General features: G+C 35.4%; 10 protein-coding genes, 4 pseudogenes and 1 riboswitch. Of the genes and pseudogenes, 8 read left to right on the top strand and 6 right to left on the bottom strand.

From position 1 onward, the window contains the following. Positions 1–15: 15 nt before the first annotated feature. Positions 16–1689, bottom strand: coding sequence for an alkaline phosphatase (locus JFU23_RS04130; protein WP_201031445.1), 1674 nt, complete (start codon positions 1687–1689; stop codon positions 16–18). 267 nt (positions 1690–1956) lie between these two features. On the opposite strand from JFU23_RS04130, the gene JFU23_RS04125 reads away from it, so the two are divergent. Then, positions 1957–3009, top strand: coding sequence for a pyruvate kinase (locus tag JFU23_RS04125; protein ID WP_201031444.1), 1053 nt, complete (start codon positions 1957–1959; stop codon positions 3007–3009). A gap of 363 nt (positions 3010–3372) precedes the next feature. Next, complete coding sequence (locus JFU23_RS04120) at positions 3373–3654, top strand: DUF1292 domain-containing protein (RefSeq protein WP_002013967.1); 282 nt, start codon at positions 3373–3375, stop codon at positions 3652–3654. A 103-nt stretch (positions 3655–3757) separates the two neighbouring features. Here JFU23_RS04120 and JFU23_RS04115 read toward each other — a convergent pair whose 3' ends face one another. Both JFU23_RS04115 and JFU23_RS04110 read right to left on the bottom strand, forming a co-directional pair. Continuing rightward, the gene (locus JFU23_RS04115) at positions 3758–4066 is read right to left on the bottom strand and encodes a hypothetical protein (protein WP_085311932.1); all 309 of its coding nucleotides are present in this window, start codon (positions 4064–4066) and stop codon (positions 3758–3760) included. Between the two features lie 169 nt (positions 4067–4235). Next, positions 4236–5000, bottom strand: a pseudogene (locus JFU23_RS04110) (His/Gly/Thr/Pro-type tRNA ligase C-terminal domain-containing protein); the annotation flags it as partial. A gap of 493 nt (positions 5001–5493) precedes the next feature. Here JFU23_RS04110 and JFU23_RS31025 point away from each other — a divergent pair. Both JFU23_RS31025 and JFU23_RS04100 read left to right on the top strand, forming a co-directional pair. Further along, positions 5494–5682 (top strand): annotated as a pseudogene (locus tag JFU23_RS31025) (helix-turn-helix domain-containing protein); the annotation flags it as partial. A gap of 36 nt (positions 5683–5718) precedes the next feature. Continuing rightward, positions 5719–6849, top strand: a complete 1131-nt coding sequence (locus tag JFU23_RS04100) for an RNA-guided endonuclease InsQ/TnpB family protein (protein ID WP_201031443.1) — start codon at positions 5719–5721, stop codon at positions 6847–6849. Between the two features lie 142 nt (positions 6850–6991). Here the strand turns inward: JFU23_RS04100 and JFU23_RS04095 are convergent. Beyond that, positions 6992–7515, bottom strand: a pseudogene (locus JFU23_RS04095) (ATP phosphoribosyltransferase regulatory subunit); the annotation flags it as partial. 341 nt (positions 7516–7856) lie between these two features. Between JFU23_RS04095 and ybaK the strand changes: the two are divergent. Next, a complete protein-coding gene (ybaK, locus tag JFU23_RS04090) occupies positions 7857–8333 on the top strand; it encodes a Cys-tRNA(Pro) deacylase (RefSeq protein WP_098636537.1) in 477 nt (158 codons plus the stop codon). Between the two features lie 517 nt (positions 8334–8850). Here ybaK and JFU23_RS04085 read toward each other — a convergent pair. Beyond that, entirely contained in the window at positions 8851–9732 is an 882-nt protein-coding gene (locus JFU23_RS04085; RefSeq protein ID WP_002140633.1) for an IS3 family transposase, read from the bottom strand. A gap of 8 nt (positions 9733–9740) precedes the next feature. After that, entirely contained in the window at positions 9741–10037 is a 297-nt protein-coding gene (locus tag JFU23_RS04080; protein WP_002135468.1) for a transposase, read from the bottom strand. A gap of 134 nt (positions 10038–10171) precedes the next feature. On the opposite strand from JFU23_RS04080, the gene JFU23_RS30200 reads away from it, so the two are divergent. The 3 genes and pseudogenes from JFU23_RS30200 (at position 10172) to JFU23_RS04070 (ending at position 13105) form a co-directional block, all read left to right on the top strand. Then, the gene (locus tag JFU23_RS30200; RefSeq protein ID WP_207200001.1) at positions 10172–10423 is read left to right on the top strand and encodes a hypothetical protein; all 252 of its coding nucleotides are present in this window, start codon (positions 10172–10174) and stop codon (positions 10421–10423) included. Positions 10424–11017: 594 nt separating this feature from the next. Further along, positions 11018–11743: pseudogene (locus tag JFU23_RS04075) on the top strand (helix-turn-helix domain-containing protein); the annotation flags it as partial. A 199-nt stretch (positions 11744–11942) separates the two neighbouring features. Further along, positions 11943–12046, top strand: a riboswitch (purine riboswitch). 177 nt (positions 12047–12223) lie between these two features. After that, positions 12224–13105, top strand: a complete 882-nt coding sequence (locus tag JFU23_RS04070; protein ID WP_201031441.1) for a 5'-methylthioadenosine/S-adenosylhomocysteine nucleosidase — start codon at positions 12224–12226, stop codon at positions 13103–13105. The last annotated feature ends 44 nt before the right edge of the window (positions 13106–13149 follow it).

The raw sequence follows: 13149 nt of genomic DNA, 5'->3' as shown, positions 1-13149 counted from the left end.
TGTTTGTTTTTAAATTTAGCGAGAATGCTTTGTGAATAGTTGAATTGCTTTTTCAGGGACATAGAATTTCCCGTGGCTTTCTACAACAACACTTCCTAATTCATAATCTTTTTCACCGATACAGATAATATTTTTATTAACAAACAATTTGGCCTCCGTATTATTGCGTTTTACTACAAGCACCGGGTTTCGTACATCTTTTTTGTCAATCGTTACAGTTGCACCAATTTGTTTAAAGGATGTTTCAGCATCTAAGAATAATTTCTTAGTTAATTCTTCTAATTGAAAGCCCATGGCTTTAGCCATTATTTTCGCAATGTCTGTATTTTGGACTAAACCGTATGGCTTTTGAGGACCGTAAGAGTATAAGAATACATCTTCACCCGTATGACCACCAGTTGTAAAACCGATGTTCGCACGGTTGGCCAATAATTTAGTAAAGATTGGACCTACATCAGTTTTCTTTTGTGCAGCTTTTAACAGCTCTTTTTCATTATCAGTTAGGTCGTCTAAACCGTAAAGTGCAGCGACCTCTTTTATATTAGATAAATCATCTTTTAGTTTATTTGTAGCACCTTCAAGTGTCATTTTCGCCTTTTTCAGTGGGGCAATGTAAGCTGATACTGGTGTGGTATCATATCCTTTTGTTGTATTACTGTTACCAATGGAAATACCGCTATTACCATGATCCGCTAAAGCAATGACCATAGTGTTACCGTCTTTCTTCGCAAATTCTAATGCTTCTGTAACTGCATCATCAAATGCCAATACATCGCTAATCATCCCGATTGGGTCATTTGCATGTGCTGCCCAATCTGCCTTACTACCTTCTACGAATAAGAAAAAACCATCTTTATCTTTTGATAATGCTTGAATTGCTTTTCTCGTCATCTGGGAAAGAGTTGGTTGCTTTAGATGGTTTGCTTTACGATCCATATCGAACGCAAGGGCAGTATTAGAGAAAGAACCCCAGATTTTATTTGATTTGGAGTTTAATAACGCATCTTTTGTTTCGACAAAGTCGTACCCTTTTCCTCGAATTACTTTTACTAAATCTTCGTTGTCTTTACGAATTCCGTTGCTTGTCGTAGGCTGAAGTGCTGCTTTTCCACCACCTAATACAACTTCTATATTTTGATACACTTGCTGTTCACCAAGTACTTCGAAATCTTTACGGTTAACGTGGTGGGCAGAGAAACTAGCCGGAGTAGCATGTTGAATTTCTGATGTAGCAATGATTCCTGTCGCGCGGCCGGAACGTTTTGCGCCTTCTAAGACGTTGGCAACTGGACGAAACTTGCATTCTTCTTTCACTGGTTCTAAGCCAGGTGAATTCACAACAGAAGGTAATACGCCCACGTAGCCTGAATTTGATTTATTTCCTGTCGCTAAAGCTGTGGCTGCTGGTGCAGAGTCCGTAATAGCCGATTCTGCTGAGTATGTACGAACACCTCCGGATACAATTTGATCTAGTGCAAGAGGTGAACCTTTATACCACCGGGCTAATGTTGTAGCAGAAGAACTTGTCCCATCTATAACCATAAAAATCACATTTTTAGGTTGCTTTCCTGCTTTTTTTACCTCAGCTTTTACCTCGTTATCGTTCATTATGATTCCTGTTGCTAATGTAAATAGTGCTACCGTTCCCGCTAATGTTAGTCCCATTATTTTTTTTCGAAGAGTAGTCATTGTGGTTCCTCCATAGGTCGTTTTCGATATCCCAATCTAACGTTCGTATGTAAACAAGATTTATTATTAGTAGTACCCCATTGCAACGAAACTAACAATAACGATTGAGTCAAAATGTTGGGCACAAAAAGTTAAATTCAAGCTATTTCTTCAGCAAAATATTCTCTTCACATAAAACCTCTTTGCACCCTTAGTTACACGGTCTTTCCTATAAAAAGAATCTTCTCTTTATTTTATGGGAAACATTTAAAAAAGGATGGTGGGGACATGACAATTGATCGAGTTTGTACAATTGGGCCAGCGAGTAATAATGAAGAAACGTTAGCTCAGTTAATAAACAATGGTATGAAAATTGTTCGGTTAAATTTATCACATGGTACGCATGAAAGTCATAAAGACATCATTCGTTTAGTAAAATCGTTAGACGATTCTATTAAAATTCTAGGGGATGTACAAGGTCCTAAAATAAGATTGGGTGAAATGAAAGAGGAACAAATTACACTTGAAGCAGGGGAGTTATTTACTTTACATACCAATCCAGTGCAAGGGAATAAAGAAGGAGCAAGTGTTGATTATGTAGGGATCGCGAATGACGTGAAAGTGGGAAGTAGAATTCTTATTAATGATGGAGAAGTTGAGTTAATCGTTGAAAAGATAAGTTCGGAAAAAATAGAAACGAGAATAAAAACAGGTGGCAATATTTCCTCTCATAAAGGGGTGAACTTACCAGGTGCAATTGTTAGTTTGCCAGCTATTACGGAGAAAGATAAAAAAGATATTCAATTTCTTCTAGAAGAGGAAGTTGATTTTATTGCGTGTTCTTTCGTTCGAAAACCTAGTCATATAAAGGAAATACGAAGTTTTATACATGAACATAAAGAAACTTCCCCAAATTTAATTGCAAAAATAGAAACGATGGAAGCAATCGAGAATTTTCAAGACATATGCAAAGAAGCGGATGGCATTATGATCGCAAGGGGAGATTTAGGTGTGGAATTGCCGTATCAATTTATTCCACTGTTACAAAAAATGATGATTCGTGAGTGCAATCGAACGAATACATATGTCATTACAGCGACACAAATGCTTCAATCTATGGTAGATCATTCTATTCCTACAAGAGCTGAGGTGACAGATGTATTTCAAGCTGTACTGGACGGAACGAATGCTGTTATGCTTTCTGCTGAAAGTGCGTCAGGAGAGCATCCAATCGAAAGTGTGAAAACGTTACGTCTCGTTTCGGAATTCGCTGAGCATGTAAAAAAAGACGGTCCTTTTGCGATGAAAGATGTATTGGAATTGCTGCATAAGTCTCTTTAGTTTATATAGAAGGATTTATCTCTCATCCTAAAAACGTACGGAAAGGAATCAGGATAGGAGGTGCTATTTTAGTATTTACTTACAGATTGAAAGGTGGCATTCCAGCTGCCTATATGAAAGAATCATTATGGAACATGGAGGTCTTTCGGAAATCTAAAGAAGGATTTTAAATTAATTAATCCAATTATCTCATTTAAAATATGTTCATTCCTATTCATAAATGATATCCTTATAGTTGAATACTTTTGCTGAATCAGCAAGAATTTGTTGTTCTTTCTGTATGAATTCAACTTTTTTATGGAAAGATATGTTAGTAAGTGTGCAATTTGAACGTTTTATTTTTTAGAGTATGATAGGAGGAGAATGAATATGGAAGCAATTGAAGTAGGCGAAATTTTTAGTCTTACCGATGAGAATAATGAAGAACAGGAAGTTGAAGTGCTTGGAGCGATGGATGTCGAAGGTGCAGAATACATTGCGGTTGCCTTTGTAGAAGACATTCAAACAGAAACTGAGGAAGACATTGATATCTTCTTTTTAAAAGTAGAAGAAGATAATGAATTCTCATACATAGAGAATGACGAGGAATTTGAAAAAGTATCTGCAGCGTTCGAGAAGATTATGGACGAGCAAGAACAAGAATAATAATAAAAAGAGTTAGACAAAAGAGGGAGATGCATATCTGCCCTCTTTTTTTGTATATGGTTGAAAAATATTTCCCTAATGTCTGTTTACAGTCCACAATCCACTATGAATCATAAACTTCGTTTGTGTTCGTGGAAGCCGCATCTAATAGAAGGAAAATCGACGCTATAATATGTATAGCGATTTGTATATAGGGAAAGAAAGCAACTAGAATAGCCAAGATTCCTATATAATTAGCATAGGCTTTCATGCCTTCCTTTTTAGCTAATAAAATTGTAATGATATGTAAAGTAATTACTATAAGTAGTGGTATCCCGTCTAAGTCAACTAGTCCTTGAAATAAATAACAAGGAATTAATAAAAGGTGGGAGATACCTGTAGTCCACTTTAGTGCTTTTATGGCTGCCTTCAAAGTTAATTCCTCCTAAATAATATGTACGTATGAATATGTTACCAAATATAGTGGGTGAATAGATATGTTTTTTGTGATTCAAATCAACAGTAATATATAATTTTGTTATGTAAACTAAATGTTATTTTATTTATTCACTAGAAAACCACCCAAATGAGGGTGGTTCTTTTTATAAATAATTACTTAAAGAAGAAAGGGGGATTTTTACTTCACTACCTTCCTTCATATTACGCAATACAACTGTTTCTGTAGATAGTTCCTCTTCACCAATTATTAGCACATACGGGATATTTTCTTTATTTGCATAATTAAGGGCACGTTTCAATTTACGTCCAGCTAGTTCAAGTTCGATTTTTAAGGAAGTAGTAGAACGCAATTGCTGGGCGATTTGTAAACATTGTAATTCTGTCCCGAGTGGAATGATAAAAAGATCTGCTGTAGATGTTGTTGCTTTCTGTGATAGAGCTGTATAAATGACATCTAATCCGAATGAAATACCGACTGTTGGATAGTTCATATTATCACCACGGAATGCTCCGATAATATTATCGTATCGACCACCGCTACCGATGCTAGATGTAATCGTGCCATCTTTTAGAAAGATTTCATACACAGTGCCTGTATACATCGTGAGTCCTCTTGCTAAAAACGGATTGAATATCGTATTTTCATTTATTCCGAGGGCGAGTAAGTATTGCTGTAGTTGTTGTAGTTCCTCTACTCCATCGTCAACAAGTGTATTATTGAAAGTATCTTTAAAGTCGGCAATAGTGAGCTTTAGGCAAGATAAAACAGTATTACATATTGTATCGGCCATTTCTACAGTAATCCCGCGCTCCAATACATCTTTTCGTACACCATCAATCCCAATCTTTTCGATTTTATCCAATGATAAAATTACGTCACTCGTTAATTCGGTAGGGTAACTAACTGTTACGATTTATTTAACCAATTATAACTAAAGTTAATTAAATATATCAGTAAGCCCTGCTAGTCAAGTGATTGGCTAGTAGTGAGGGTTAACTGCGGGCAATCCCTAAAGCTGATTGAACTACAACGTGGCTAGAAATAGCGAGCGTGAATGTTGCGAAAGCAGAAAAAATCAATCAGATCGTGCAAGGTTAAATCCTAAACACTAGAACAATGGGTCTTCCGCCTCGAATCATCTAAGTCAAAATGGATAAGATGAACGTTCAACGACTATCTCGTATAACTGACGAGAGTACATCACAAGCCTATGGTGATGGGAAAATCCTCTATCTCTAAAGAGATAAACATATAGTCTGCGCTCATGTGAAAACGTGAGAAGTTCATAAAAGAACTGGCCAAGGGATTGCGCCTTTAGTTGAACAAAATAAATTTAATCAAATCTCATTTAATCTATCGAACGTATGTGTTATTGTAAATCCAATGAGGTGAGAATAATGATGAAATTTTTACGAGTTAGTCAAGTGTCGGAATTAACAGGGTTGCACCCTAGTAGTCTTAGGAGAATGCACAAAAGCGGTGAATTAATACCTGAAAAGGTGACTGCTGGTGGAACACGCTACTATTCAGAAGAACAAATCTTTCATTATCTAAAAGGGGAGCGCCCAAATAATCGCATAGTAATTGGCTAAAGATCAAACAGATAAGTAAGGAGTTGACTTCTGATGATATTGGCGAAGAAAGTCAGACTGATTCCAACGCCTGAACAAGAAAAAGTGCTTAGAAATCATGCTGGAGCTTCAAGATTTGCTTATAACTATTGTAAAAGAATGAGTGATAGATACTATAAGCTATTCGGAAAATCTGTTTCACAGTTAGCTTTACAGAAACGATTTACAAAGATCAAGAAGCGAAAGCGATATGAGTGGTTAAAAGACATCAACGCACAAGTTCCCAAACAGGCTTCAAAAGATTTTGACAAGGCGAGAAAAAATTCGTTCGAAAAGTACAAAAATGGCTATCACACTTCTTATAAAACCAAAAAAGATTTAATCCAAGGATTTTATGCCAATTATGAAAGACTGATTATAGGAAAGAAAGTAGTTGATATTCAGTCCATTGGAGAAGTGAAAACAAGCCAACAACTACCAAGAAACAAAAAACCATCAAATCCAAGAGTTACATTTGATGGTCGTCACTGGTGGATTAGTGTAGGGTTCGAAGAATCCTTTGAAGCACAAGAATTAACCGATGAGTCGATTGGTGTGGATGTTGGTTTAAAAGAGCTGTTTGTGGCTTCTAATGGTATGAAAAAACGAAATATAAACAAAGATGCCAAGGTTAAAAAACTTTTGAAAAGGAAAAAGTCAGCGCAAAGAGATATGTCTAGGAGATTTACAAAAGGTGTAAAAATTCAATCTGCCGGATATGAAAAAGCTAAAACTGAGCACCTTCGGTTATCTAGGAAAATTACGAATATCAGAAATAACCATATCCATCAAGCAACAGCTAAATTGGTGAAAACCAAACCAATGAGGATTGTTGTGGAAGACTTATCTGTCTCAAACCTATTAAAAAACAAAAAACTATCGAAAGCATTTTCATTTCAAAAATTAAACTTCTTCTTTCAATGTTTATCATACAAGTGTGAGAAGTATGGCATTGAATATATAAAAGCTGATAAATGGTTTGCCTCAAGTAAGATTTGCTCATGTTGTGGCGTTAAATACGACCATTCAGTTCAACCAGAAGGACAGTGGAGTTTAAAGATTCGTGAATGGAACTGTGTTCCATGCAATAGCCATCACGATAGGGATTTAAATGCTTCGATAAATTTATCAAGATGGGTAAAATAAATGCTTGATAATAGGAGGTAACGATACTGCCTCGTGTGGAGTGTTATACCCCTCGTCCCTTCGGGGTTGCGAGAACACTTTGAAGCACTAACTTGTGTAAATTTGATTGAATTGTATAGATTTAGTTAAGTTTATCGTATCGGATGTTAATAGACTGGAGAATACCATTTAATAATTTTCGATTATTATATTGAATCGTTACTTCTAAGTTTAACGTTCGGAACAGCTCAAACGCCATGCTCATGAGTTCAGCTTCCGCCATGACTGTTCTACACCTACTATATCAACGTCACATTGAATGAACTCACGGAATCTTCCTTGTTTAATTGGCCCATCTCGAAATACTTTCCCAATTTCATAGCGTTTAAAGGGTAGGCGGATGTTCGGATTCATCGCCACGACTTTTGCGAATGGAATTGTTAAATCATAACGTAAGGCAAGATCGCGTTTTCCTTGATCCTTAAGTGTATATATTTCTTTTAAAATTTCATCGCCACCACCGTACTTGTAAGACATAAGCTCGTACATATTTAACGTTGGTGTCTCTAACGGTTTACAGCCATAACGTTCAAACGTATCTTCACAAGCTCTTTTAATTTTATTTCGTAGTACTTGTTCCTCTGGTAAATAGTCTTTTGTCCCTTTTACATTTTTCATTTCCACCATAATCACTCCTCTTTTAAATTAAAAAAAGCTATGCGGGTATAAAATACCCACATAGCTTTATGAACGCTTCGTGGGTCAACAGGAAAAGCCCTGTACCCACGAAGAAAAATTTTTCTTCGGATACACGGCGTTACGTATGATGATGAAGTTGGAAAGACGTATTAAAAGTTCGCATTAAAAATCTCTCCTTAACATAAGTTTTTCCAAATTATATCAGATGAATTTGGGAAAATCAATATTTTCAGTTTTGAAGAATACGTGAAGTTATGTAGGAGAAATTGAAAAGAGTGTATAATAAAAGAAAATTTAATAATATGAAATAACTTTTTAAGGAGAACACTATGAAAAAAGATAAAACAAATGCGATGCGAATATTAGATAAAGAAAAAATTGAATATTCGATGATGTCATATGATCCGGACGATGGGAAAATTGATGGCGTATCAGTTGCTGGGAAAATTGGTAGAGAAGTGAGAGAAGTATATAAAACACTTGTCGCTCAAGGGAATAGTAAGGATTATCATGTGTTCATTATCCCAGTAGATGAGGAACTAAATTTAAAAGCAGCCGCAAAGGCGGTCGGTGAAAAGAAGATAGAAATGATTCCTGTTAAAGATATTACGAAAGTTTCAGGGTATATTCGCGGTGGTTGTTCACCAGTAGGAATGAAGAAATTATTTTCTACATGTATTGATGAAAGTGCCCAATCACTTGAAACAATCATTGTAAGTGGCGGGAAAATTGGAGTACAAATTGAGCTTAAAGTTGATGACTTGGCGAAAGTGACGAGAGCGCAGTTTGGTGAAATAACGAAATAAGTATACATAGGAAAAGAAGTTCTAATTTTATTAAATTTAGATAAAGATTTATAGGATAATTAGTCCATTATGAGGGCGGATTATCCTTTTTTATTTACATAATGAATGAAATGAAAAGAGAATGAATTTTTAGTTTAATCAGTATAATATGGATGTGTAATTTTAATCATTTGTTTGGCTTTAGGAGGAGTACAATGCCTCGTTGCAAGGACTTTAAATAAACAAGCAGAGTTACTTTTAAAGATAGACAAAGGACGGGAAAGTGTTTTAATGAGGGTTCAAGAAATACCCATAAGAAAGCACATATTGGGGGATGCCAGTATTTTGGAAAACCCCCACGCTAAGAGTATGCAAGATTTTATACAGTTTTTTGGCTAATCCAGTAACAAACAAGAACCCTAAAACCGTGCCAGGATAGGAATGTATAAAAAAATGTATAGATTCATAGAACTAAAAAAGAAGGTTCCCTTGTGAGTGCAGTGACCCCTGTCAAGTAGACAGTATTTAAAAAGCGCAACTAAGCAACCTGAGTTCTATATTTATATGGACTCAGGTTATTTAATTTCTTTTGAAATCTTTGATGATTATAAAAGTGCATATATTTACGCACGGCAAGTTTGACCTCATTCGCTTTACGGAAGGAGTATAAATGAAAACACTCTGCCTTAAAGTGACTGAAGAAGTTTTCCATACAAGCATTATCCCAACAGTTGCCTCTTCGAGACATACTTGCCTTCATCTGATATTTTTTAAGTAATTGATTATATTGACGAGATGTATACTGGGATCCTTGATCACTATGTAAGAGGATTCCCTTCACATTTCGTTTTTTCTTTGCCTTTTTAAGCGTATCTAACACAAGCTTTAAGTCGTTTCTACGACTGGTTTCATAGGCAACAATTTCATTATTGTATAAATCCTTAATAGCGGATAAGTACAAGCGCTGTCCATTGAAAATCAAATAGGTAATATCGGTTACCCATTTCTCATTCGGTTTTGAAGCCTGAAACTCCCTATTTAGATGGTTCTCTGAAATCACATAAGCTTCTTTTTTTCCGTAATAAGGTCGTTTTTTCCTAATTACGGCTTTGATACCTAGTTCACTCATCAATCTTTGGATGTGCTTATGGTTCAAATGAAGGTTATATGTGGCTTTCAGCCACACTTGTATTCTTCTATATCCATAAATTCCTCTTAATTTTTTATGACACTCCAATATCTTTTTCTTAATTTCGATATCCTCTGATTGTTTTTTAGAAGGCGTCGTATGCCGTTTTAGCCATTTGTAGTATCCACTTCTGGTTACACCAGCAATATCGCATAGAATGGTCACTGTATAACCTGTTTTTGTCATTTCATGGATGACTTCGAATTTTTTTATTTTGGATACGACTTTCATTCCTCCTTTTACATCCCTAAGAGCTTTTTTAACATTTCATTTTCCGCTTCTAATCGTCTGATCTTAGCTTCAGGATCTTCGGGTCTAACCCTTGGTCTACCTAAACCTGGTCCTTTCGCTTTACCGCGTTTTTCTTCTAGTCCTTTGATTCCTTCAGCTTCAAAGTGTTTCACCCAACGACTTACAACCGAGTGATGAATACCTAATTCTTTCGCAATGGTTTTATAGCTCATGCCTTCTTTTAAGTATAAATCTATAGCTTGTTTCTTAAATTCTACATCGTAAGTGACTCTAATTTTTCCCATGAAAAAATCCCCTCCATAGTAAACAGGTTAATGTGCTTTCTTTTTCCTGTCTACTATAAGGGGATCATATCAGAGAGTAGGGTTCTTCTTTTTCCTTGCTACCGATAATGAGACGTTATGTTAACTATACTTGTATGGAATATACAATCCAAAAAACACCGCACATCACTTTTTTGAAATGGTACAATAAGGAAAAAAGGTGGGGATTTCATCATGAAAAGACAGGTCAATCATTTATGGATGAGTATTTCATTTTTCATGCTAGCCGTGGCTTCTGGATAAGTTGCGTATGGACAATATGTAGAAGGTATAAGAAAAGCAATTACATGGGTACTCATAGCATTAAGTCTAAGCAATTTATTGATGGGTTCGTTACATCTGCGTAAGCATCGGAAAAATGTAAAATCACAAAACCTCTTAGAAAATAATTAGAGGTAACTGTAATGAAAAGAAAGGAGAACAAGAAAAATGGAAATGCTCATTACGCTTCTTCTAATAGGAGGGATGGCTGCCTTACGAGTAATAGCAATAAGTAAGATAGAACTTCAAACAAGTGAAAGTCGAGTGGTAACTTGTCCAAAATGCGGTAGGAAAATTAGGAGAGGAAATTTTGCCCCCTATTGTAATCATTGTAACGTAACATTTTGACTTCCGCTAACGAAAATTATGTAAATAAGCTGTTCACTAGATTCTCATAGAAAACTGTGGTGAAATGAAAATTTTGATTTTGAAGCACTTCAAAATCTTAGCTAGATGGCTATGTATCGGTACCCCACAATAAAAAGGCAGGAACATATCAAATATGTTCCTGCCTTTGATTTTATTAAGTTTAATATTTATGACCTAAATATAATAAAATTTGGAGCTTCTTTTATTTTAGAGAGATGTTTCCTAACAGTTGATTTTGTTAACGAAAGTCGACTTTAAATCTATATTTTGTGTGAAATAAAGTACATATAATAAAAGTATGAGGTGATACAGTGAGAGAAATTCATATTCATAAAATCATTGCGGATAAGAGAAAAGAAAAAGGAATTACACAGGAAGAGTTAGCGGCGTATATCGGTATTACGAAAGCATCTGTTTCCAAATGGGAGACTGGGCAGAGTTATCCGGATATTACATTTTTACCACTGTTAGCATCGTACTTTAACATAAGTATAGATGAATTAATCTGTTATACACTGCAAATGGAACAGGAAGATATTAAAAATTTATATCATAGACTAGCGGAAGCTGTTAGTGAAGAACCGTTTGATGAAGTAATGATGGAGTGCAGGGAAGTGACAAAAAAATATTATTCTTGTTTTCCATTATTAATTCAAATGGGGCTACTTTTTATTAATCACCACATGTTAACAGAGGATATGGATAGAAGAATTGAAATTTTAGAAGAGGCAATGTATCTCTTTAGCCGAGTGCAGGGAGAAAGTGAAGATGTATCTCTTGTGAAAGAGGCGATATCGTTTAAAGCAACTTGCTATCTTATACTCAATAGACCAAATGAGGTGCTTCAATTACTTGGCGAAACGATACGTCCTAACTTTCCAGAGGAAGATCTAATTGCGCAGGCGTATCAAATGCTTGGAAATGCTGAAAAGGCGAATGAAATGATGCAAATTAGTATGTATCAACATTTGATACAACTCGTTGCGACAATACCGAATTATGTAGTAGTAAATACCTCAAATGCTGAAAAGGTAGAGTAATTGTCTGTAAAAGATCGGTTGTTGTAGGTTAATCTAGTTTAGTATATGGGTTATGAGTTTTTTAGCGTCGTTATCCATTTAGAAATGATAAATCCTAACCATTTAAGTTATAAAAACGAACATTTTTATTATTTTTATTAAAAATGTTCACTTTTAGATTGCGTATACACTAAAAGTTTGTTATATTACCAATATAATAATTTTAAATAACATCACTCGTATATACTCGGTAATATGGTCCGAGCGTTTCTACCTAGTTCCCAATGAAAGAACTGGACTACGGGTTAAAGTATTCGGTCGTTCGGTGTATTGAGCCGCTACTGATCTATAATTTAGCATTGGCCTCATCTTTTGCTTAATTAACTTTGACTACCGTAGTTCTAGAAAGTAGAGATTTTTCTACAATTTCTAGAGCTTTTTTCTTTGGACCAAAACCTCGAGTATAGAAAACAACAAGAGAAAGAGGAGAGATTATTTATGAAGAAAAATCTGTTGAAAAAATATGGTGCCCTAGCAACTACTATCGCATTATCATTCTCAATACTTGCAGGATGTAATGTGACTCCAAAACAAGTTGAGGCAAAAAGTAATCAACAACCTATTTTAATTCAAGGGCCAATGCCGATAGAAGCTGAAAAGTTTGCAAAAAGGTTAAAAAATGTGAAAGAAGAAAAGTCTGGAACTTTCGTATTTTATAAAGGAACTGTAGACAATTATCCTGTAATCGTTGCGAAAACAGGTAAAGGAATGGAAAATACAGCAGCCGCTACAGCAGTGGCTATTGAAAAATATAAGCCTATAGCGATTATTAACCAAGGAACATCAGGTGGACATGATCCTAATTTAAATGTATTTGATATTGTGTTAGGAAAACAAGTCGCGAATATAGGTTCACTAAAAACAACAAATATGAATGAGAACCAAGGAATTGAACCGGAAAAATGGATATCTATGGACCTGATGGCTTCTGAAGGGAGTGCAGGAGAAGATCCAAATGCTGAGAAAATCCGATACTACGAGGGAGATAAGGATTTACTTGCAGCAGCTAATGCAGTGAAAGATAAATATACAAAAGGTAAAGTGGTGGAAGGTACTATAGGTTCAGCAGACGTTTGGAATAATGAAGTTGATAGAATTAAATGGTTCCATACAAAATACGGTACATCTGTAGAAGAAATGGAAGGTGCAGCAGCAGCGCAAATCGCAAAAGCTTATGACGTACCATTCTTAGGGATTCGAGTATTATCTAACAATAAAACAAACGGCGGAAAATACAACCCAAATACAGCGGCGGCAAATCAAGAATATGTATATGAAGTAGTTAAAAAGTATATAGATTCAATGCAAAATAAAGAGTAGTAGTTCTGTCCCAATATAAAAATGTAATCATTACTGCACAATGT

Source organism: Bacillus sp. TH50 (assembly GCF_016650565.1).
Classification (GTDB): domain Bacteria; phylum Bacillota; class Bacilli; order Bacillales; family Bacillaceae_G; genus Bacillus_A; species Bacillus_A mycoides.
Note: the sequence above shows the minus strand (reverse complement) of the source record. Positions and strands in the feature narration are given on the sequence as shown.